This window comes from Stenotrophomonas sp. 89682_Sma (genome assembly GCF_056481405.1).
Map to the genome: position 1 here is coordinate 2,545,552 of NZ_CM151147.1, position 21,946 is coordinate 2,567,497.

The 21,946-nt window shown below is 67.2% G+C and carries 20 protein-coding genes; 12 read left to right on the forward strand and 8 right to left on the reverse strand.

Annotation, left to right across the window (positions count from 1 at the left end):
- The first annotated feature begins 3 nt into the window (after positions 1-3).
- From ACZK29_RS11775 to ACZK29_RS11805, 7 genes are all read left to right on the forward strand, one after another.
- Positions 4-951: a TIGR03571 family LLM class oxidoreductase gene (locus ACZK29_RS11775; RefSeq protein WP_459046849.1), complete on the forward strand. Its 948-nt coding sequence runs from the start codon at positions 4-6 to the stop codon at positions 949-951.
- A 19-nt stretch (positions 952-970) separates the two neighbouring features.
- Positions 971-1,909 (forward strand): cyclase family protein, encoded by a 939-nt coding sequence (locus tag ACZK29_RS11780; RefSeq protein WP_478446039.1) that lies wholly within the window; start codon positions 971-973, stop codon positions 1,907-1,909.
- Entirely contained in the window at positions 1,906-2,229 is a 324-nt protein-coding gene (locus tag ACZK29_RS11785) for a MoaF-related domain-containing protein (protein ID WP_478446040.1), read from the forward strand. The genes ACZK29_RS11780 and ACZK29_RS11785 overlap by 4 nt, the downstream gene beginning before the upstream one ends.
- Before the next feature lie 113 nt (positions 2,230-2,342).
- Positions 2,343-2,720 carry a copper homeostasis periplasmic binding protein CopC gene (gene copC / locus ACZK29_RS11790; RefSeq protein WP_478446041.1) on the forward strand — a complete coding sequence of 126 codons (378 nt, stop codon included), beginning with the start codon at positions 2,343-2,345 and terminating at the stop codon, positions 2,718-2,720.
- Between the two features lie 10 nt (positions 2,721-2,730).
- Entirely contained in the window at positions 2,731-3,615 is an 885-nt protein-coding gene (gene copD / locus ACZK29_RS11795; RefSeq protein ID WP_478446042.1) for a copper homeostasis membrane protein CopD, read from the forward strand.
- Positions 3,616-3,660: 45 nt separating this feature from the next.
- A complete protein-coding gene (locus tag ACZK29_RS11800) occupies positions 3,661-4,359 on the forward strand; it encodes a heavy metal response regulator transcription factor (protein WP_111203615.1) in 699 nt (232 codons plus the stop codon).
- Positions 4,356-5,723, forward strand: coding sequence for a heavy metal sensor histidine kinase (locus ACZK29_RS11805; RefSeq protein ID WP_459046853.1), 1,368 nt, complete (start codon positions 4,356-4,358; stop codon positions 5,721-5,723). Before ACZK29_RS11800 ends, ACZK29_RS11805 begins: the two co-directional genes overlap by 4 nt.
- Before the next feature lie 97 nt (positions 5,724-5,820).
- Here ACZK29_RS11805 and ACZK29_RS11810 read toward each other — a convergent pair whose 3' ends face one another.
- Positions 5,821-6,753, reverse strand: coding sequence for a LysR family transcriptional regulator (locus tag ACZK29_RS11810; RefSeq protein WP_164146376.1), 933 nt, complete (start codon positions 6,751-6,753; stop codon positions 5,821-5,823).
- 106 nt (positions 6,754-6,859) lie between these two features.
- Here ACZK29_RS11810 and ACZK29_RS11815 point away from each other — a divergent pair, with 106 nt between their 5' ends.
- The gene (locus ACZK29_RS11815; RefSeq protein WP_459046855.1) at positions 6,860-7,603 is read left to right on the forward strand and encodes an SDR family oxidoreductase; all 744 of its coding nucleotides are present in this window, start codon (positions 6,860-6,862) and stop codon (positions 7,601-7,603) included.
- A 287-nt stretch (positions 7,604-7,890) separates the two neighbouring features.
- A complete protein-coding gene (locus ACZK29_RS11820) occupies positions 7,891-8,205 on the forward strand; it encodes a hypothetical protein (RefSeq protein ID WP_164146377.1) in 315 nt (104 codons plus the stop codon).
- 91 nt (positions 8,206-8,296) lie between these two features.
- On the opposite strand, the gene ACZK29_RS11825 is transcribed toward ACZK29_RS11820, so the two are convergent.
- From ACZK29_RS11825 to ACZK29_RS11835, 3 genes are read right to left on the reverse strand one after another with little or no spacing between them, the layout of a single operon-like run.
- Positions 8,297-11,374, reverse strand: a complete 3,078-nt coding sequence (locus ACZK29_RS11825; protein WP_111203610.1) for an efflux RND transporter permease subunit — start codon at positions 11,372-11,374, stop codon at positions 8,297-8,299.
- Positions 11,371-12,540 (reverse strand): efflux RND transporter periplasmic adaptor subunit, encoded by a 1,170-nt coding sequence (locus tag ACZK29_RS11830; RefSeq protein ID WP_478446043.1) that lies wholly within the window; start codon positions 12,538-12,540, stop codon positions 11,371-11,373. The genes ACZK29_RS11825 and ACZK29_RS11830 overlap by 4 nt, the downstream gene beginning before the upstream one ends.
- On the reverse strand, positions 12,537-13,784 hold the full coding sequence (locus ACZK29_RS11835) for a TolC family protein (RefSeq protein WP_478446044.1): 1,248 nt from the start codon (positions 13,782-13,784) through the stop codon (positions 12,537-12,539). The genes ACZK29_RS11830 and ACZK29_RS11835 overlap by 4 nt, the downstream gene beginning before the upstream one ends.
- Positions 13,785-13,846: 62 nt before the next feature.
- On the opposite strand from ACZK29_RS11835, the gene ACZK29_RS11840 reads away from it, so the two are divergent.
- The gene (locus ACZK29_RS11840) at positions 13,847-14,521 is read left to right on the forward strand and encodes a response regulator (RefSeq protein ID WP_111203607.1); all 675 of its coding nucleotides are present in this window, start codon (positions 13,847-13,849) and stop codon (positions 14,519-14,521) included.
- Entirely contained in the window at positions 14,514-15,887 is a 1,374-nt protein-coding gene (locus tag ACZK29_RS11845; RefSeq protein ID WP_478446045.1) for a sensor histidine kinase, read from the forward strand. Before ACZK29_RS11840 ends, ACZK29_RS11845 begins: the two co-directional genes overlap by 8 nt.
- Before the next feature lie 143 nt (positions 15,888-16,030).
- Here ACZK29_RS11845 and ACZK29_RS11850 read toward each other — a convergent pair whose 3' ends face one another.
- The 3 genes from ACZK29_RS11850 to ACZK29_RS11860 form a co-directional block, all read right to left on the reverse strand.
- The gene (locus ACZK29_RS11850; RefSeq protein ID WP_111203605.1) at positions 16,031-18,382 is read right to left on the reverse strand and encodes a GH92 family glycosyl hydrolase; all 2,352 of its coding nucleotides are present in this window, start codon (positions 18,380-18,382) and stop codon (positions 16,031-16,033) included.
- Positions 18,383-18,478: 96 nt separating this feature from the next.
- Positions 18,479-18,802: a thioredoxin family protein gene (locus ACZK29_RS11855; protein ID WP_049469714.1), complete on the reverse strand. Its 324-nt coding sequence runs from the start codon at positions 18,800-18,802 to the stop codon at positions 18,479-18,481.
- Between the two features lie 5 nt (positions 18,803-18,807).
- On the reverse strand, positions 18,808-19,224 hold the full coding sequence (locus ACZK29_RS11860; protein ID WP_005409854.1) for a host attachment family protein: 417 nt from the start codon (positions 19,222-19,224) through the stop codon (positions 18,808-18,810).
- Positions 19,225-19,704: 480 nt separating this feature from the next.
- Between ACZK29_RS11860 and proP the strand changes: the two genes are divergently transcribed.
- Positions 19,705-21,192 carry a glycine betaine/L-proline transporter ProP gene (gene proP, locus ACZK29_RS11865; protein ID WP_111203604.1) on the forward strand — a complete coding sequence of 496 codons (1,488 nt, stop codon included), beginning with the start codon at positions 19,705-19,707 and terminating at the stop codon, positions 21,190-21,192.
- A gap of 84 nt (positions 21,193-21,276) precedes the next feature.
- Here the strand turns inward: proP and ACZK29_RS11870 are convergent, their stop codons facing one another.
- Positions 21,277-21,891, reverse strand: coding sequence for a hypothetical protein (locus ACZK29_RS11870; protein WP_111203603.1), 615 nt, complete (start codon positions 21,889-21,891; stop codon positions 21,277-21,279).
- Positions 21,892-21,946: the final 55 nt, after the last annotated feature.

The following is a 21,946-nucleotide window of genomic DNA, read 5'->3' on the forward strand; positions in this document are numbered from 1 at the left end:
GCCATGGGCAGTGCGATGACCCGGTTGCAGGCCGGTGGTTTCAGCATCGGCATCGAAGCACCGCTGGACAATGACTGGACGCCGCAGGGCGAACAGGCACGACGCGCCGCGCGACGCCTGCCCGGCGAACCGGACCTGCAGCGCCATGCGGAGCTGGCACGGTTGGCCGACCGCCTCGGCTTCCGAGCGCTGTGGGTGCGCGACGTACCGGTGTACGACCCGGCCTTCGGCGATGCGGCGCAGGTGTTCGAGGTATTCAGTTACCTCGGCTACCTGGCCGGCATCACCGAGAACATCCTGCTGGGTACCGGTGCGGTGGTGCTGCCGATCCGTGAGCCGTTGCTGACCCTGAAGTCGGCGCGCAGCGTGCAGCGGCTCAGCGGCGACCGCCTGCTGCTGGGCGTGGCCAGTGGCGACCGCCCGGTGGAGTACCCGCTGTTCGGCCGCGATTTCGACACCCGGGGCACCCGCTTCCGCGAGCAGATCGCACTGCTGCGCGAAGGCGCCGCCGCGCACCTGCCGCAGGGCTTGGACGTGCTGCCTGCGGATGGCCCGGCCCTGCCGCTGTTCGTGGCCGGCCTGGCCCAGCAGCAACCGGCGTGGATCGGCCAGCACATGGATGGCTGCCTGGCCTACCCGGGCACGCCGCAGGACCATGTACAACGCGTGGCGGCCTGGCGCGCCGTGGCCGGCAACAAGCCGTATGCCAGCTTCATCCACCTGGACCTCATGGCCGATGCCGATGCCCCCCTGCAGCGTTGGCGCTTCGGCCTGCGCGGCGGCCGCAACGCCCTGCTGGCCGAGCTGCACGCCATGCAGGCGGCCGGTGTCGACCACATCGGCCTGCAGTTCCGCCGCAACGAACGGCCGTTGGCCGAGACCTTCCACGAAATCGCCGAGTACGTGCTGCCGCACTTCCCGGCCCATGCCGGCGCCACCGCGACGGCCTGACAGTTACCGGAGCTTTGCCATGAAGATGAAGACCCTGGCCGCGCTTGCGCTGGCCACCCTGCCGCTGTCCTTCCAGGCCACCGCCGGGGACTGGTACCCTTCTGCCTACGGCGCCAACGACGAGATCGGCGCGGCCAACCTGCTGACTGCGGATGTGGTCAAGCACGCGGTCTCGCTGGTCAGGACCGGCAAGACCTATCCGCTGGCGGTGCCGGTGGACAAGAACCTGCCCGCGTTCCGCCACCGCAGCTTCCGCCTGTACAACGTGCAGGTCGGCCAGCAGGCGGGCACGTCGCTGGGCCCCAACAAGTTCACCTTCAACGATGAACTGGTGAACGCCTGGACCGGCGTTGGCACCCAGCTCAACGGCATCGGCCATATCGGCATCGACAACGTCTACTACAACGGCAACAAGGCCGCCGACTTCGTCACCGTGGACGGCGTGCGCAAGCTCGGCGTCGAGAAGGTGCCGCCGATGGTCACCCGCGGCGTCGTGCTGGACATGACCGCGTACTACGGCAAGGCGATCGTGCCCGGCGGTACCGAGTTCACCGTGGCCGACATCCAGGCCGTGCTGAAGAAGCAGGGCCTGAACCTGCGCAAGGGCGACGTGGTGCTGTTCAACACCGGCTGGCTGGAACTGATCGGCAAGGACGACAAACAGTTCCTGGAAGTGGAACCGGGCATTGGTATGGAGGCGGCGAAGTGGCTGGCCGATCAGGGCATCGTCGCTTTCGGTGGCGACACCTGGGCCTCGGAGGTCTACCCTAACCCGAACGGTGCCGAGGAGTTCCCGATCAACCAGTACATGCTGGCCAAGCGCGGCATCTACAACCTGGAGCTGATCGACAGCCGCGCGCTGGTGCGCGACAAGGCCTGGGAATTCCTGTTTGTGCTCGGCCAACCGCTGTATGTCGGCTCGACCCAGGTCAACATCAACCCGGTGGCGATCCGATGAACATCGCGGCTGACCTTCCCGTGTTCGCCGGCCGCCGCTTCCGCGCCAGCTATGACGGCCTGGCCGCCGACAATGTCTACAGCGCCGATGGCCGCCACGTGCAGTACGCCATCGTCTCCGGCGCCTATGCCGGTGCGCAGGGCGAAGCCGCCTGTGAGTGGCAGCGGATCAGCGACGGGGTCTATGCCATTTCGTGGCAGGAAGCCGATGGCGCTACGGTCGTGCATGTCGACGATTTCGTGGGCGGGCGTTCGCTGGCCTGGTTCACCGCCACCGATGGCAGTTTCCATCGCATGCAGGGGCCCCTGGCAGCGCTGTGATGCCGGCCAGCGGCCGGCAGAGGAAACATTACAGATCGGTAATGTAGGGGTCAGGGCAGCGAAAGGCGCTGCCCTCCACCCTGTGGGCCACGTCTTCCACAGGTGTCCCACGCATGGCCCGTCCCCTGCTACGCTCCTTCGCCCTTGTTGTCCTCGTGTCCGGCCTCGCGGTTGCGCCGCTGGCCCTGGCCCATCCCAGCCTGGTGCGCTCGACGCCGGCCGCCGACGCCACCATAGCCCCGGCGACCGAGATCACGCTGCAGTTCAGTGAGAAGGTGATGCCGCGTGCCACCCGCATCGAACTGAGCATGGACCATGGCCGCATGAAGATGGCCATGCCCACCACCGCGCAGGACCTCTCCGAAGATCGCCACACGCTGCGTGCGCGCTTCGCCAAGCCGCTGCCCGCCGGCAGTTACGCACTGCAATGGCGCGCGGTCGGCCAGGACAGCCACCCGATCACCGGCAACTACCGCTTCACCGTGAAGTAAGGCTGCCGTCGTGGCCGAGCTCTCGCCGTATGCGCTGCGGCTGGCGCTGTACCTGGTGCTGATGCTGCTGTTCGGGCGGATGCTGTTCGTCCGCCCCGAGCTGCCGCGCGGCGTCTTGCTGGCGCTGGCCCTGATCGCCCTGTTGCTGGTGGTCACCGATGCCATCACCCGCTTGTCCGGTGTGCTCGGCATCGCGCCGGCCGACATCGATACTGCAACGGCACACTGGTTCCTCACCGGCACGCCAGTGGGTGAAGCCGGTCTGCTGCGTACCGTGGCGCTGTTGGCGATGCTGCCCCTGCTGGCATCCGCCACGCCGCTGCGGGGCCTGCGCCGCCTGGCCCTGCTCGCATTGTCCGGCATGGCGTTGGTCAGCCTGTCCTGGAACGGGCATGCCGCTGCGGGCGATGGGTTCGGTGGCACGATGCGGCTGGTGGCCGGCATCGTGCACCTGTTGGCCGCCGGTGCCTGGGTCGGCGCGATCGCCGCCATTCTGCAGCTGGCGCTGCGACCGCAGGGCGTGCGCCTGCGCGAACGCACCCGCGAGCTGTGGCAGGCCGCCCACGGCTTCGCCCTGCCCGGCACCATCATCGTCGCCGCGCTGGCAATGACCGGCACCTATACCTACATCGATCTCGGTGGCTCGGTGCAGACCCTCACCGGTACTTCGCACGGGCGCTGGCTGCTGCTCAAGCTGGTCCTGGTGGGCGGCATGCTGGGGCTGGCGGCCCTGCATCGCTGGCGGCTGGTACCGGCACTGGCGGTTTCCATCCGTGGCGGCTGGCAACCACGGCCGCTGCGTTCCCTGCGCTACAGCCTGGCCTGCGAATCGTTGCTGGCGGTATTGGTGCTGGCCTGCGTCGCGATCCTCGGTACGCTGGATCCGCTGGCATGAACCGGCGCCACCGGCGCGTGCCCAAGCTGCGATGATGGGCGCACCATGAAACTGCTGATCGTCGAAGACGAACCCAAGACCGGCAACTACCTGCGCCAGGGCCTGATCGAGGCCGGCTACGTGGTCGACCTCGCCTGCAACGGCATCGACGGGCTGCACCTGGCCGGCAGTGGCGAGTACCAGCTGGTCATCCTGGACGTGATGCTGCCCGGCCTGGATGGCTGGAACGTGCTCTCGCGGCTTCGTGAGGCGGGCTGGCAGGTGCCGGTGCTGTTCCTGACCGCGCGCAGCAGCATCGCCGACCGCGTGCAGGGCCTGGAGCTGGGCGCCGACGATTACCTGGCCAAGCCGTTCGCCTTCGCCGAGCTGCTGGCGCGCGTGCGCACCCTGCTGCGTCGTGGCCAGACGCAGCCCCAGGCCGAGCGCATCGTCATCGCCGACCTGGTGGTGGACACGCTGCGCCGCCGGGTCGAACGCGGTGGCCAGCGCATCCCCCTCAGCCAGAAGGAATACACCCTGCTGGAGCTGCTGGCGCGTCGCCAGGGCGAAGTGCTGCCGCGCTCACTGATCGCCTCGCAGGTGTGGGACATGAACTTCGACAGCGACACCAACGTGATCGACGTGGCGATCCGCCGCCTGCGCGCGAAGATCGACGATGACTTCGATGCCAAGCTGATCGTCACCGTGCGCGGCATGGGCTATGTGCTGGAGGCGCCGGACGACGGCGCGGCGGGCAACGGATGAGCCTGCGCCGTTCCATCGCGGTACGGCTGACGCTGCTGTTCGCCACCGTGGCCACGCTCGTGCTGGCTGCATTGGGCGTGGCGATCTATCTCAGCGCCCGGCACGATCTGGTGGCGCAGGACTTCGTCGAACTGGAGAACAAGGTCGCGCTCATCCGCGACCTGGCCGGCAATGGACCTGCATCCGCACGCGGGCAGCGGCTGGCAGAGGCACTCGGCCACCATCCCGATATCGCCTTCCACATCGCCGATGACCGCGGCACCGTGCTGTTCTCCACCGCGCCGGCACTGCTGCGCGAGCACGCACGCAGCCAGCCCATCGACACCGGGCCACGGCGGCACGACTGGATCCTCGCCGATGGCCGCTGCATGCATGCCCTGCACCTGCGCCAGACCCTTGCCGACGGCAGCCAGCTGGTCATCCTGCTGGCCATCGACGATGCCCGCCACGCCGACTTCCTGCAGCGCTTCCGCCACCTGCTGGCGATCGCGATCATTGGCGCCGCCGTGGCCAGCAGCCTGCTCGGCGGTTATGTGGTGCGGCGCACGCTACGGCCGCTGCGTACGCTGGCCGATGAGGCCCGGCAGATCACCGCCGGCCGGCTGCAGCGCCGACTGAGTGCACGCAGTGCTCCGGCCGAACTGGAACAGCTGGCACAGACCCTCAATGGCATGCTCGCGCGGTTGCAGCAGGATTTCGCGCGGCTGACCGAGTTCTCCGGTGATCTCGCCCACGAGCTGCGCACGCCCATCACCAACATGCTGACCCAGGTGCAGGTGGTGCTCGCGCATCCGCGAAGCAACGAGGCCTACCGCGAGACACTGGCGTCGTGTGCCGAGGAACTGCAGCAGCTGGCACAGACCGTGGGTGACCTGCTGTACCTGGCCCAGGCCGAGGCACCGGGCGCCCTGCCCTCGAGCGAGCGGGTGGCGCTGGATGCCGTGGTCGATTCACTGCTGGAGTTCTACGAACTGCTGGCCGATGACCAGCAGTTGGCCCTGCGTCGCGAAGGCACCGCATGCGTCGAGGGCAACCGCTTGATGCTGCACCGGGCCATTGCCAACCTGCTCTCAAATGCGTTGAAGCACGCAGCCATGGGCAGCGAAGTGCAGGTACGGTTGATCGAGGCCGATGGCCTGTGCAGGGTGAGCGTGCACAACCTCGGCACACCGATTGCCGCCGAAGCGCTGCCGCGCCTGTTTGACCGCTTCTACCGCGGCGAGCGTGGCCGCCACGAAGGTGCCGGACTGGGCCTGGCGATCACCCGCGCGATTGCACAGGCGCACGGCGGCAACGTGAGTGTTGTTTCGGATGACACCGGCACCGTGTTCGAGCTGGTGCTGCCGGCCGCCTCAGCCCGGTAGTGCCGGCCGCCGGCCGGCACCTTTGGTACATCAAGCGCATTGCAGTTGCCGGCCAGCGGCCGGCACTACCCCCACACAGCCATTCCGTCACGGCGTTTCAGGAGCGCCGCTTCGGTAGTGCCGGCCGCTGGCCGGCAACCCCGGTCTGGTCGAACACCCCAGCCACCCAGTCGATGAACACCCGCAACCGTGGCGACGGCGTGCGGTTGCGCGGGTAGACCAGGCTCAACGGGCTCGGCGTCGGGGGCACCTCCGGCAACAGCTCAATCAGCTGCCCGCGCGCGATATACGGGTCCATCCGGTAGCGCGGTGCCTGGATGATGCCCAGGCCCGCCAGCGCGGCGCCGAGGAACGCATCCGCACCGGAAACACGCACCCGCGCAGGCAGCGGCACGTAGCGCACCTGCCCACCCTGCTGGAACTCCAGCGGAATCAGCTGGCCGGTGGCGCTGGAGCGGTAGCCGATCATCTGATGGCCTTCCTCCAGCGATTCGATGGTATCGGGCAGGCCGTGCGCCTGCACATAGTCCGGCGCGGCCACCGTGACCTCGCGCAGCATCGTCAACCGGCGCGCCGCCAGATCGCTGTCGACCAGCGTCCCCACCCGTAACGCCGCATCCACGCCTTCGCGCAGCAGGTCGACATAGCGGTCGCCTTCGCTGACCTCCAGCTCGACCTCCGGGTAGCGCTGCAGGAAGTCCGGCAGGTGCGGAAACAGCAGGTGCCGGCCCAGCGTGCCATGCACCTCGATTCGCAGCGGGCCGCGCGGGGGTACGTCACGGAACGCGGCTTCAGCGTCGTCCATATCGGCGATCAGGCGCAGGCAACGGCCATAGAAGGCCTCACCTTCCAGCGTCGGCACCACCACCCGCGTGGTCCGGTGCAACAGGCGCACGCCCAGCCGCTGTTCCAGCGCCTTGATCGCGTCGGTCACTGTGGCCCGCGGCAGGCCGAGGTCCTCGGAGGCCTGGGTGAAGCTGCGACGCTCGACGATACGGACGAAGGCGCGCATGGCCGTGAAGCGGTCCATTATTCGGATATCCGGATGATGTTGGCGGATTATGCAGGATTATCCGAAAGGACAATGTCGCGAAGATGGCCTTGCGCCACTTCGGCGCGCCCCAGTGGAAGCCACCATGACCCTCTCCCCCGCCCGCTCTGTCGCTCTGGTCACCGGCGGCTCCCGTGGCATCGGCGCGGCCATCTCCCGCCGCCTGGCCGCCGATGGCCACGCGGTCGCGATCAACTATGCGGGCCGCCGCGACGACGCCGAAGCCTTGGCGGCCGAACTCAACGCAGCCGGCGCGCAGGCCATCGCGCTGCAGGCCGATGTGGCCGATCCGCAGGCGGTCCACCAGCTGTTCAACGCCATCGAGGCCCGTTTCGGCGGCATCGACGTGGTGGTCAACAGCGCCGGCGTATTGCAGCTGGCGCCGTTGGCCGACACCGACGACGCCCTGTTCGAGCGGGTGATCGGCATCAACCTCAAGGGCGCCTTCAACGTGCTGCGCGAAAGCGCGCGACGGGTGCGCGACGATGGCCGCCTGATCACCCTCTCAACCAGCGTGGTCGGCATCAGGCTGGAGAACTACAGCGTGTACGCAGCCAGCAAGGCGGCGGTGGAGACGATGGGCGCGATCCTCAGCAAGGAGCTGCGCGGGCGCAACATCACCGTGAACGCAGTGGCACCGGGACCCACCGCCACCGACCTGTTCCTGGAAGGCAAATCGCCGGAGCTGATCGAACGGTTGGCCAAGCTGAATCCCCTGGAGCGGCTGGGTACGCCCGAGGACATCGCCGGCGCGGTCGGATTCCTGGCCAGCACCGATGGCGGGTGGATCAACGGCCAGGTGCTGCGCGCCAACGGCGGGATGGTCTAGATCGCGCGGAGGGCATCCACGCATGGCGTGGATCTACCTGGGAACCCGTGGCAGCCCATCGTATCCACGCAGCACGTAGGGCCCCTGTAGAGCCGAGCCCATGCTCGGCTGCTTCCGGCCTCCCCACGAAGAGCCGCCGAGCATGGGCTCGGCGCTACACCTGGATCAACGGCCAGGTGCTGCGCGCCAACGGCGGGATGGTGCAAGGGCGCCCTCTCTGGCTATCCTCGATCGAACGGACGGGGAGCACGCGCATGGGAAAGCCGGGCATCTGGTACTGGTCATGGATGATCACCCTCCTGCTGGGAGGCTTGTTGGCTCTGGCGACCCTGGGGCTATGGACCTGGCTGCCGGGCGATGTTCGCAATCTGGCTATGGCGCTGATCTGGGTGCTGTGGGCGCTGGCCACCGTTTCCTTCTTCCTCGGGGGCATCGCCGATGGCTTTACGATCTGGGGCGTCAACCGAGGCAGGAAAGTATGGCGCACTGAAACGCCGGGCCTTTTCTGGTTCTGCCACATCACCACGACAGTGCTGTGCGTCAGCTGTCTGGGCTTGCTGATCGTACCGATGATGATCGCCTGGCAGGGCGCGGCGTGGTGACGCAGCGCTGCTGTAGAGCCGAGCCCATGCTCGGCTGCTTCTGGTCTTCGCGCCACGAGCAGCCGAGCATGGGCTCGGCTCTACAGTGTGGTCAGGCGGTACCGGCCTCGCGGCGGCGGTGCACCCAGTAATAGAGTGTCGGCAACACCAGCAGGGTCAGCAACATCGCCGACAGCAGGCCGCCGATCACCACCACCGCCAGCGGTTTCTGGGTCTCGGCACCGATCGCGTGCGAAGTCGCCATCGGCAGCAGGCCGAACATCGCCAGCAGTGCGGTCATCAGCACCGTGCGCAGGCGCTGCAGCGAGCCCTGCACCACCGACTGCAGCAAGTCCATGCCCTGCTCGCGCAGCTGGGCGAAGCGGCTGAGCATCACCACTCCGTTCAACACTGCCTGCCCGAACAACGCAATGAAACCGATCGCCGCTGACACCGACAGCGGGATGCCGGTCAACCACAGGGCGAGGATGCCCCCGATCATCGCAAGTGGCACGTTGGCCAGGATCAGCGCGGCGCTGCTGATGTCCTTGAAGGCATCGAACAGCAGCACGAAGATGATCAGCACCGACAGCGGAATCACCCAGCCCAGCCGCTTCATCGCACGCTGCTGGTTCTCGAACTCGCCAGACCACTCCAGCCGGTAACCGTCCGGCAGCTGCACGTTGGCGTCCACGCGCTTACGCATGTCGGCCACCACGCTGCCCATGTCACGGCCGGCGATGAAGATGCTCACCGCCTTCACCCGCTGCGCGTTCTCTCGCGAGATGTTGATCGCACCGCTGGCCATGCGGAAGTCGGCCACGTCGGACAGTGTCACCGTGTGGCCATCGCCGATGCCGACCGGGACCGTGCGCAACTGTTGCAGGTCACGGTCGGCGTCGTCCAGGCGCAGCGTGATCGGGAACTTGCGGTCACCTTCCCACAGTTCACCGACCTGGCGCCCGCCCAGTGCGGTCTCGATCACCTCGTCGATGTCGCGCACGTTCAAGCCATAGCGCGCAGCACGGTCGCGATCGATGTCGATCTGCAGCTGCGGCAATGAACCGTCACGGTCGATGAAGGCACTCTCCACACCCTCCACGCCACGTACCTGGCCCAGGATCGCCTGCGCCTGCTGGTTGAGCACGTCCAGGTCCGAGCCACTCACCTTGATCACCACCTGGCCCTTGATCTGCGAGATGCTCTCAAGGATGTTGTCGCGTACCGGCTGCGAGATCGAGAACTCCGGGCCCGGAATCCGCTGCTCCAGGGTGCGCTGCAGGTCGCTCACCAGCTGCCGCTTGTCCACGCCCTTCGGCCACTCCTTCTCCGGCTTCAACGCCACCAGCGCTTCAATCTGGTTGGCGCCCTTGGCATCGGAGCCATCCTCCGGACGCCCCAGCTTGGCCACCACCGTCGACACCTGCGGGAAGGTGCCGACCAGCTCGCGGATGCGCCGCGACTGCTGCTGCGCTTCGGCCAGGCTGGTGCTGGGGTCGAGCGTGGCGGTCAGCCAGATCGAGCCTTCGTCCAGCTCGGGCAGAAACTCCGAACCCAGGCGGGTGCCCAGCGCCAGCGTGCCGACCAGCAGCGCGACTGCGGTCAGCACCACCGCACGCGGGCGGGCCAGTGCGCGCTCCAGGATCGGCTTGTACCAGCCGGTCAGGCGGTCCATCAGCGGATTGCCATCGCGCATGCGGTCGCGCCGCAGCCACCAGTAGCAGAACAGCGGCACCACGGTCAGCGCCAGGATCAGCGCACCGATCAGGGCCGAGGTCACCGAGTACGCCATAGGCGCGAACATGCGGCCTTCCTGGCGCTGCAGGGTGAAGATCGGGATATGCGCGGCGATGATGATCAGCATCGAGAAGAACGTCGGCCGCCCCACTTCGGATGCTGCCGACAGGATGGTCGAGAAGCGTGTCTTCCTGTCGGCGTTGGGCGGCAGTTTCGATAGTCGCGAAACGATGTGCTCGGTCACGATCACCGCGCCATCGATGATGATGCCGAAGTCCATTGCCCCCAGCGAGAGCAGGTTGGCCGGCACGCCCCACAGATGCAGGCCGAGGAAGGTCGACAGCAGCGCCAGCGGCATCATCGCCGCCACGATCAGCGCGGCTCGGGCGTTGTACAGGAACAGCCACAACACCAGAAACACCAGCACCGCGCCTTCCAGCAGGTTGCGGAACACGGTCTTCAGCGTGGTCGAGACCAGCCACGAGCGGTCGTAGAACGGCTCGATGCTGACCCCGGCCGGCAGCTGGTTCGCTTCAATCTCGGTGATGCGCGCATGCAGAGCATCGAGCACGTCGGACGGGTTCTCGCCCTTGCGCATCAGCACCATGCCGAACACCGCATCGTCATTGTCGTCCTGGCCGACCAGGCCCTGCCGAGGCAGGCCGGTATCGGCGATGCCGGCCAGGTCGCGCACCAGGATCGGCGTACCACTGCGCTGTCCCACCACCACGTTGCCAATGTCGGCCGGCGAACGCATCAGGCCCACCCCGCGGATCAGGAACTGCTGCTGGCCCCGTTCAACATAGCCACCGCCCGCGTTCGAACTGCCCTTTTCCAGCGCCTCGGCGAACTCACCCAGACTGATGCCACGGTCACGCAGCTTGTCCAGGTCCGGCTTTACCTGGAAGGTGCGCGCAAAGCCGCCGAAACTGATCACATCGGCCACGCCCGGCACGGTGCGCAGGCTGCGTTCCATCGTCCATTCCTGCACGGTGCGCAGCTGAGTTGGCGTCAGATGCGGGCCTTTCAGCACATAACGGTAGATCTCACCTACCGCCGAGCTCATCGCCTCCAGTTCCGGGGTCACCCCTTCCGGCAGCTCCACGCCCTGCAGGCGCTCCAGCACCTGCTGCCGCGCGAAATAGTCATCGGCCTTGTCGTCGAAGGTCAGGATGATCATCGACAGGCCGAACTGGGTGTGCGAGAACACCCGCACCGAATGCGGAATACCGGACAGTGCCACTTCCAGCGGCATCGTCACCTCGCGTTCCACCTCCTCGGCGGCACGGCCGGGGTGCAGCGACACCACCGTCACCTGGGTGTCGGACACATCCGGGAAGGCCTCCACCGGCAGCACGCGGAACGCGGCAATGCCAGCGCCGATGAACAGCAGCAACGCCAGCATCACCATCAGCGGCTGGCGCAGGCAATAGGCAATCAGGCGATCGATCATGGGGCGGCGTGCCCCGTGCCGCTGCCGGCGGCTGGTGCGCTGTCGACCAGTTGCTGCAGCAGCAGGCCACCCTCGATGACCACCCTGCTGCCCGCCGCCAGACCCTCACGCACCCACAGGCGGCCGTCACCCAGTTCTTCAGCGTGCACCGCGTGGCGCACGAAGCGGCCCTTGCCTTCCTCCACGAACACCACCTGCTTGCCGTCGATCAGCAGCACCGCCGCATCCGGAAGCGATACGCCGCCCTCGGCCGGCAACGCCACCTGCGCACGCACGTACTGGCCGGCCTTGAATGCGCGAGCCCGGTTGTCCAGTTCGGCGCGTGCCTGCACCACGCGGCGTTCGCTGTCGACGAAGTCGTCCACATGCTGCAGCGTGGCCTGCAGGTGCGTGCCGTCGGCGCCGGGCACGCTCACCTGCATGCCGGCCTTCAGGCGCCCGGCCAGGCTTTCGGGAATGTCCAGCAGCAGCCACAGGCGATCCGGGTCACCGATCACCGCCAACGGCTGCTCACTGTCCGGACTGACCGTCATGCCCGGGCTCATCCGCCGCTCCACCAGCACGCCATCAATGGGGGCGCGCAGCGGCAGGCGCTGGTCGACGCGCTGGCCATTGCCGTAGGCCCTGGCGAACGCGGTCGCGCGTGCATGATCAGCCTGGCTGCCAGCGAAGTTCGCCTCGGCTTCATCCAGCTCACGGCCCGAGGCCACGCCTGCGGCATGCAGTTCACGGGTACGGTCCAGCTCCTTGCGCGCCTGCTGCAGTTCGGCGCGACCACGCACGCCTTCGGCCTGGGCCTGGCCGAATTCCGGCGAGGTGATCCAGGCGATGACCTGGCCGGCCTTCACCTGCTGCCCCGGCTGCGCCTCGATCCGCGCCACCTGCCCCGGCAGCGGCGTACGCAGTGCACTGGAGCGGGTTTCATCCCAGACCACCCGGCCCGGCAGCTGCAGGCTGGCGCTCGCACCGGCGGTCACGGCCTCGCTGCGCAGCACATCCAGCTGGCGGCTGTCGGCCGGGAACTGGATCTGCCCGCCACTGACCTGCGGCGCATCCTCGGTGTACGAGGCCGGCTCACGACCACAGCCGCTGAGCAGGGCCAGCGCCAGCAACGGCGGCAGCACGGCATGTCGCGCCCGCAGGCGATGGGCGACAGTGGACTTCATCGGGATGCTCCTTCAGCAACGGATGTGGCCGCTTCCCAGCGCGCCAGGGCAATGGCATGGTCTGCGCGTGCTTCGATCAGCGCGCCCTCGAAGTCGCGCCAGCTACGGCGCGCATCCAGCAGGTCGGTCAGGCTGGCGGCGCCACGGCGGTACGCCAGCTCGATGCCCTCCACCGCCTTGCGCGCGGCGTCGGCGTGCAGGCCTTCATACTGGGTGCGGCGCTGCGTGGCGGCCTGCGCGCTGGCCAGCAACTGGTCCAGCTCGGCGCGCGCTTCGCGCTGCCGCACCTGCAGCTCAAGCGCCGCGCTGTCACGGTCGGCTTCGGCACGTTGGATGGCACCGCGCGCACGCGATGGGCCGCCGAGTGGAATGGTCAACGACACGCCCCAGGTGACACCGTTGATATCGGTCGGTTCCCGCTCCGCCTCCACGCCCAGCTGGATATCGCGGTGGCGCTCGCTGCGAGCCAGCGCCACGCCGGCATCGGCGGCGGCCAGGCGCGAACGCGCCGCGCGCAGATCGGCGCGCTGCTGCGGATCGAATGTCCGCATACCGGCCACACCGGCGGCGTCCGGCCACGCGTCATCGGCACTCAGCTCGCCGCTGTCATCGCGGCCGAGCAACAGGCCCAGCGTGTGCCGCGCATCGCGCAGATCCAGCGCCGCCTCGCGCGCCGCGTCGGCTACGGCAAGGTCGTCCACCGCCAGCCGCGCACGATCCACCGGCGCCATCGCTCCGGTTGCGACCTGCTTGTCGGCAGCGGCCATCTGTTCGGCCGAACTCTGGCGGTTGGCCTCGGCAATCTGCGCCCGCTCCTGTGCGCCCTTCAGGCCGAAGTAGGCTTCATGCAGCGCCACCTGCTGTCGGCGCTGGGTATCCAGCATCTCCAGCCCGGCCACCTCCAACAGCGCATCGGCTTGGCGGACGCGCAGTGCGCGCTTGCCACCGCGTTCCCAGGTCCAGCCCAGGCCCAGTGTGCTGTCCACCCGTTTGTCCTGCCAGCGTCCGGGGCCGATGCCATGCTTGGGGCTGATCTTGCTGCTGCCGATCGAAAGCTCGGCTGCGGGCCGCAGCGCGGCCGTCTGCGCATCGCCCTGCACGCCGCGCAGCTCCAGTGCCGCTGCACGCAGGTCCGGGTTGTGTGCTTCCATTGCACGCTGTGCTTCCTGCAGGGACAACGCCGAAGCCGAGGGCGCGCACCAAAGAGTGGCGAGTACGGCCACGAGACAAGAGGAGAAGTTCATGCGCGTCACGGTAAGGTGACGCACTTGCGCCAAACTTGCCCCAACCTTGCACGAAGCTTGCAATGCGAATCCTGCTGATCGAAGACGATGCCGCTCTGGCCGATGGACTGATCCGCGCCCTGCAGGGCGCCGGTCATCTATGCGACCACCTCTCGCGTGGGTTGCACGCGCCCGCAGCGTTGGCCAGCGCACCGTATGACGTGATGGTGCTGGACCTCTCGCTGCCCGACGTCGATGGCCTGGATCTGCTCTCACGGCTGCGCAACGATGGCGTCACCCTGCCGGTGCTGATCCTGACGGCACGCGACGGCGTGGAGGACCGCATCCTTGGGCTGGACCGGGGTGGCGACGATTACCTGGCCAAGCCGTTCGCACTGGGTGAGCTGGAAGCCCGCCTGCGCGCGTTGTCACGCCGGCGCAGCGACGCGCCGGCACAGAAGCGGCTCGGCCGCTTGTGCTTCGACAGCATCCGCAACGAGGTGCAGGTGGAGGGCCAGCGCGTCGAGCTGACCGCGCGCGAGCTGGCGCTGGTCGAGGCGCTGATGCAGCATCCCGGTCGCACTGTCACCAAGCAGCGCCTGTTCGATGCGTTGTACAGCTGGGACCACGAAGCCAGCCTGTCGGTGATCGAGGTGCATGTCAGCCGCCTGCGCCGCAAACTGGAACAGGCGCGCGCCGGTGTTGGCATCCGCATGCTGCGCGGCCTCGGGTATCGCCTGGAGGCCGGCGGTGACTGAGCGCGTGCACAGCCTGCGCGGCCTGCTGCTGCGTCGCCTGTGGCTGCCGCTGCTGGTACTGATGCTGTGCAGCGCGGTCGGCTCGTTCGCACTGGCCCGCTTCTATGCCGGCCAGGTCTACGACCGCTGGCTGCTGGACTCGGCGATGTCGTTGTCCGAGCTGGTGAAGGTGCAGGACGACCAGGTTTCCATCGAGATCACGCCGGCGGTCTCGCGCATGTTCACCTGGGACACCGCCGACGAAGTGCATGGCGAGGTGGTCGACGCCGCGGGCGGGCGCCTGTATGGCGATCTGCCTGAGGCACTGCCGTGCCCAACCGTCGCCGCCGAGGGCAGCGACGCGGTCTACTACGACGCACGCCTGCGCGGCCAGGCGGTGCGCATGGTGGAAGTGGTGGTCAGCGCCGGGCCAGGCCATGACATCCGCCTGCGCGTGGCCGAAACGCTGCGCAAGCGCCATCGCCTGGAACGCAAGCTGCTGATGACCAGCATCCCGTTCCAGACCGCGATCCTGGCACTGGCCGCATGGCTGGCCTGGTCGGGCACCGGCGCCGCCGCACGGCACGCCAACCAGGTCGCGCGGCGATTGGCCAGCCCGCGCCCGGATCCGCTTGCGCCCCTGGAACCGGCGCAGGAAGCGCCGCGCGAACTGTGGCCGGCGGTAGAGGCCTACAACGCGCTGCTGCAACGCCTGGACGCCATGCAGGCCGCGCAGCGGCGTTTCGTCAGCAATGCCGCGCACCAGCTGCGCACGCCCCTGGCGGCGATGCAGGTGGAACTTGAAAGCTCGTTGCGCCAGCATGATCCGCAGGCGCAGCAACTGGCGTTGTCCGGCACGCTGGCCGGGCTGGCACGGCTGCAGCACCTGGTCAACCAACTGCTGCTGCTCAGCCGCTCCGAGGAATCGCAGGGCAGCGCGCTGTCACTGCAGCCTGTGGATCTGGCCGCACTCGCCCGGAGCGTGGTCGAACGCTATGCCGACCGGGCGCTGGCCGCGGGCGCGGACCTGGGCTACGACGGCCCGGATGACGGCGTGCAGGTACAGGGTGATCCGCAGCTGCTGCGCGAGGCGTTGGGCAATCTGCTGGACAACGCCCTGCGCTACGGCGCCGTGCCCGGCGTAGTTACCCTGGGTGTGCGGCAGGATGCCCACGGTGTGCAGGTGTGGGTGGACGATGATGGCCGCGGCATCCCCGCGGCCGAACGAAGCCACGTCACCGAACGCTTCTACCGCGCCAGCAGCGAAGGCGACGGCTGTGGTTTGGGCCTGGCCATCGTGGCCGAGATCGCGCAGCGGCATGACGCGACCCTGATGATTGATACCGCCCCGATTGGTGGCGCGCGGGTGGGGTTGCGCTTCCGATGAGCGTTGTTGAACCGCCTTTGTAGAGCCGAGCCCATGCTCGGCAGCTCCTGGCACGAAGCCTGAGCCGAGCATGGGCTCGGCTCTACAGGTTCCTGGTCACCCGTGAAGCGTGCCGACCAAGGTCGGCACCTACCGAGTGCGCGTCATCGGCTCATCGAATACGGCGCCTGCGCGCCCTGCCCCGGCCAGTCCCTGTTCGGCTCGGCCTGCATGGTGAAACGCAACTCGCCACCGGCCAGGATCTCGTCGTGGCGCAGGAACGTGCGCTGCAACGGCTTGCCGTTGAGGCTCACGCTGCCTACATAGGTATGCGCGTCATCCAGCCCGTCGGCCACGATGGTGAACGTCTTGCCGTTCGGAAGGCGCATCGCGGTCTTCGGCAGGAACGGGCGGCCGAGGATGTACTCGCCCGAGCCCGGCGCCACCGGGTAGAAACCCAGCGCGGTGAACACGTACCACGCCGACATCTGGCCCACGTCGTCATTGCCGGCCAGGCCGTCGGGCCGGTCGGCGTACTGGGTATCCATGATCTGCTTCAGGCGCGCCTGCGTGCGCCACGGCTGTCCCGCGTGCGAATACAGATAGGCCACGTGGTGGCTCGGCTCGTTGCCGTGCGCATACCAGCCGATCAGGCCGGTAATGTCTTCCATGTGCGCGAAGATCGATGGATCCACCTTTGCGTTGAACACATCGTCCAACCGCGCCAACAGCTTGTCGCTGCCCCCGTGGACTGCAGCCAGCCCGGCCACGTCCTGCGGCACGTACCAGGAGTACTGCCAGGCGTTGCCTTCGGTGTAGTCGGTGCCGTAGCCGCTGGCGCTGGGATCGAACGGGGTGCGGAAACTGCCGTCGCGCTTGCGTGCGCGCATGAAGCCGGTGTCCTTGTCGAACGCATTGCGCCAGTTGGCCGCGCGCTTGTCGAAGGTCGCCGCGATATCGCCCTTGCCCATCGCCTGCGCCATGCGTGCGATGGTCCAGTCATCAAAGGCGTATTCCAGCGTCTTGCTGGCCGCTTCACCTTCCTCGTCGATCGGTACGTAGCCCAGCTCGCGGTACTGCGCGATACCGTCATAGGGGCCGTAGTTGGCGGTCTCGACCATCGCCTTCAATGCCTTGTCGGCGTCGAAGCCACGAATGCCCTTCACGTAGGCGTCGGCGATTACCGGCACGGCGTGATAGCCGATCATGCACCAGTCTTCCAGGCCATGGAACGACCACACCGGCAGCATGCCGTAGGGGCTGTGCTCATGGTGGGCCAACATCGAATTGACGAAGTCGCTGTTGCGCTTCTCCGGCTGCACCAGGGTCAGCAACGGGTGCAACGCACGGTAGGTATCCCACAGCGAGAACGTCGAATAGTTCGTGAAACCATCGGCCTTATGCACGGCATTGTCCGAACCGCGATACTGGCCATCGGCATCCATGAACAGCGTCGGCCCCAATAGTGTGTGGTACAGCGCGGTATAGGCGCTGCGGCGAGCGTGCTCGGGTGCATCGATATCGAGCACCGACAGCGCCTGCGTCCATTCCTGTTTCGCCTGCGCACGCACGCGGTCGAAATCGAAGTCGGCCACTTCCGCATCGAGGTTGGCAATGGCGCCGGCCTCGCTGACCGGCGAGATGGCAACCTTGACCACCAGCGGCGCATCCAGCTTGCCGAATGCGAAGGTACCGACCAGCTGACGGCCCTCGATCTGTGCGCGCTGGGACGGATCCTTCTCGCCCGGCGGCGGGAAGCCCTTGTAGACGACGTCCTGCTCGGTGTTGTGCAGCTCATGCCCGGCCAGCGGGCGCGAGAAGCGCATCGCGAAATACAGCTGGCGGCCCGGCGCCCAGCCGCGCGTCTCGCGGAAGCCGGTGACCGTGCCGTCGGCACGCACCCGCACCCGCGACCACAACACCTTGCCCGGGTAGTCGTACATGCTGGTGCGCATGTCCAGCAGCACCTTGGCGTCGGTGCCCTTGGGGAACGCATAGCGATGCACGCCCACGCGGGTACTGGTGGTCAGCTCGGCACGCACCTTGTAATCGTCCAACGTGACCGCGTAGTAGCCCGGCTCCGCTTTCTCGTCATCATGGCGGAAGCGCGAGGCATAGCCGCTGCGCGGCTTCTCGGGATCGCCACGCTCCAAGCCGGAACTGCCGGTGAACGGCATCAGCAGGATGTCGCCCAGATCGGAATGGCCAGTGCCGGAAAAATGGGTATGCGAGAAGCCGACGATGCTGCTGTCGTCGTAGCGGTAGCCGGCCGCCCAACCGTAGGCCTTCTCGCGCGGCTGGATACGCGTATCCGGGCTGAGCTGGACCATGCCGAACGGTACCGTCGCACCCGGATAGGTGTGACCTTCCCCACCGGTGCCGATGAACGGGTCCACCGAGGCGTAGGCCTTGTCGGCGGCGGTTCTGGCAGGCGCGGCCGAAGCCAGGCCGGAAGCGAGCATCGCCGTGGCGGCGACAGCGATCAGGAGACGACGGTCCAGCGTGGGCATCGGCATTTGGATCGATTCAGGTGATAGCCGGATGCTAGCACCGGGCCTGTCACGCCGCATGCTGCAGTGCGACTGCCCCGCGTGCCGCGCCCGGTTCACTCCTCAATCGGGAAGCGCGCCCTGCAACGACATGAGGTCCGCGCTGTCCAGCGGCCTCACTACCCGCGCGACCTCTTCTCCATCGTGCAGCAGCACCACCGTCGGCCACAGCTTCACTTTGAACGCTCGGCCCAGGGGCCTGCCCTTGCCATCCTCGATCTTCCAGTGCGGCAGATCGTTCGCTTCGACAAAGGCCTGCAACGCGGGCTGCGCGGCCTGGCAGTGGCCACACCAGGGCGCGCCAAACTCGAGAAGCAGCCAGCCGACCTGCGCCTCCACATCCAAGCGGTCGGGCTCCGCCGACAGGTGATCGCGCATGAATGGCATCCGCGCTACGCCGCCAGCGCCTTCTGGATGTCCGCCAAGGGCGCGTTGGTCAGGTCCTTGGCGATGTCGCCCAGCAGGCGGGCCTGGGTTTCCTTGTGCAGCAGCGGACGGATGCGTCCCAGCGTGGTCGGATCAGCGATCAACACCAGGTGTGCATAGCGATTCTTCAACGCATCCTCATTGAGCTGTTCCGCCACCTGCTTGGCGAACGTCGCCTCGTTGAGCTGGGATACCGACATGTCCTTCGGCACTGCACCCGCAGGCCCCTGCCCGGATACACCCTGCTCGCTGATGTCCTGCAGGCGCAGTTCGCCTTCCTGCTTCAAGGCCAGCTGGTGATCGCTGCCGACATTGGTGAATACACGGGCCGAACCGCCATCGGCGACAACCACAAGCGTACCTTCGGGAATGCGACGGGTCATGCGATGCTCCTTCTCTGTTGCGTTCGCCCACAACGTAGAGGGCGGCATGTGAGCAGCACGACCAGATTCCGTTCAACGCACGTCATCATTGCTTTGCAGATGAACAGGCATGATGGAACACAGCGTGCAGACAACTGCGCTTCGCTGCACGCTCACGCGCGTGCCGTTATGATGAACGGATGATCGACACGACCCACTACGTGACGGGCGCACCTGTTACGTGGAAAGCACTGCCGACCGGCGCTTCGCTTGCCACGCATGTTCCTGCTCCGCCCATCCATCGCCTCGCGCTGGATCCTGGCGGATGACGCCCGCAGGCACTTCGCCTGCATCCCCCGCATCGCTGTGATTCCCGGCCGCTGACCGCGCGGCCGTCGTGATCCCGTTGCCGTGCTTCCGCCGAAACGGCGGTGCCACGCCGTGCGCGTGCATCCACGCATGCCGCCGTTTTCTCCATTTCAAACCTCCCAGGGAGCCCCCATGCAGGACACGCCCGAGGCACATGCCCATTTCGGCTGGTTCAAGCGCCGCCGTCACCTGAAAGTGGACGAGATCACCGTCGTCGACAAGCCCATGCTCAAGCGCGCCGTCGGCGCTGCCGCGCTCGGCAATGCCATGGAGTGGTTCGATTTCGGTGTCTATGGCTATCTGGCCGTCACCATCGGCCAGGTGTTTTTCCCGTCCAGCAATCCCACCGCTCAGGTGATCGCTGCCTTCGCGACCTTCACCGTGGCGTTCCTGGTACGGCCGCTGGGTGGCCTGGTGTTCGGCCCGCTGGGTGATCGCTACGGCCGCCAGAAGGTGCTGGCGTTCACCATGATCCTGATGGCACTGGGCACGTTTTCCATCGGCCTGATTCCCTCGTATGAGCGCATCGGTATCTGGGCACCGGTGCTGTTGCTGCTGGCGCGCGTGGTGCAGGGCTTTTCCACCGGCGGTGAATATGGCGGCGCGGCAACCTTCATCGCCGAGTATTCCACCGACCGCAACCGCGGCCTCATGGGCAGCTGGCTGGAGTTCGGCACGCTGGGCGGCTACATCGCCGGCGCCGGTACCGTGACCGCGCTGCACATGCTGTTGAGCAGCGGGCAGATGCTCGACTGGGGCTGGCGCATTCCTTTCCTGGTGGCCGGTCCGCTGGGCCTGCTCGGCCTGTACATGCGCATGAAACTGGAGGAAACCCCGGCTTTCCGCGCCTTCGCCGAGGAAGCCGAGAAGCGCGAGCACGATCGTCCCGGGCTGGGCGCGCTGTTCCAGGTGCATGGCCGCCAGCTGCTGGTATGCATGGGCCTGGTGCTGGTGTTCAACGTCACCGACTACATGCTGCTGACCTACATGCCCAGCTACCTCAGCGTCACCATGGGCTATGCCGAGAGCAAGGGGCTGCTGCTGATCATCATCGTGATGCTGGTGATGATGCCGCTGAACATCGTCGGCGGGTTGTTCAGTGACCGGCTGGGCCGCCGACCGATGATCATTGGTGCCTGCATCGCACTGCTGGTGCTGGCGATTCCGTGCCTGCTGCTGGTCGGCAGCGGCAACGACGGGTTGATCTTCATGGGCCTGATGCTGCTGGGCCTGGCGCTGGTGTGCTTCACCAGCTCGATGCCGTCCACGCTACCCGCGCTGTTCTACACCCCGGTGCGCTACAGCGCGTTGTCGATCGCGTTCAATGTGTCGGTGTCGCTGTTTGGCGGCACCACGCCGCTGGTGACCGCGTGGCTGGTGGAGCGCACCGGCGATCCGCTGGTGCCGGCCTACTACCTGATGGGCGCGGCCGTAATCGGATTGGTGACGATGCTGTTCGTGAAGGAAACCGCCGGCCTGCCGCTGCGCGGTTCACCGCCGGCGGTCGGCAGCGACAAGGAGGCGGCCGCCCTGCTGAAGAGCGATGTACCGGTGACGGTGGACCCGACCTTGCCGTCGCTGCCGGACGTTGCCGAGCCCGAGCAGGTGAAGCCGGCCTGAGGCAGGTTGCACGACGCGATCCACACCTGGCGTGGATCTACGGGGCCAGAGGCGCCGGGTGGATACGCCCGGCGCTGCCTGGCGCTACGTCTTGATACGGGCCAGCTTCCCCGGCGTCCAACGCAGCGTCCATGTGTAGTTTCCGTCCGGCGGACAGACGTGGCGGTTCGGACTCTTCCATTCGCAGACCGTCGCCCCGGCACTGACAGTGAAATCGACAACGATGCGATCACCCTGGATGCGGATGGCACGGATGGCGCCTGGAATCTGTTCAGCCGCGTCGTCAGCATAGCCATACCTGCGGATGGCGGCATAGTCCTCTGCTTCCACCGGCGACAGGCTGTTCGGGTTCTCCTGGCCACGCGGATCGTTTGCCGTCAGCGCCGTCATCACCGCAACAACATTGCTTTGGGCGAAGCTGCCACCGGAATAGTCGGACGTGTAGAAATACACGACCTCGGCACGGCCATCGCCATCGAGATCGGCAACAGCCGTCCAAACCGGGCGGAAGTCGGATTCAATGTCGCCGCCGGGAATCAGCCGCAGGTTGGCTTCGGCGGCGTGAAAGGCCTGCACCAGGCTAGGCGGCGATGGTCGCTTGGCGGCAGGCGACGCGGCCATCGTCGGCATGCAGGACAGCGTCAGCGCGGCAAGCACCAGGCAGATGGAACTGGAGCGGAACGTCGCAGGTCCGTGCATGTCATCCTCCTTGAGTGTGCGGTCAGTCTAATCGCAGCCCCGGTGGCAGTCGTGC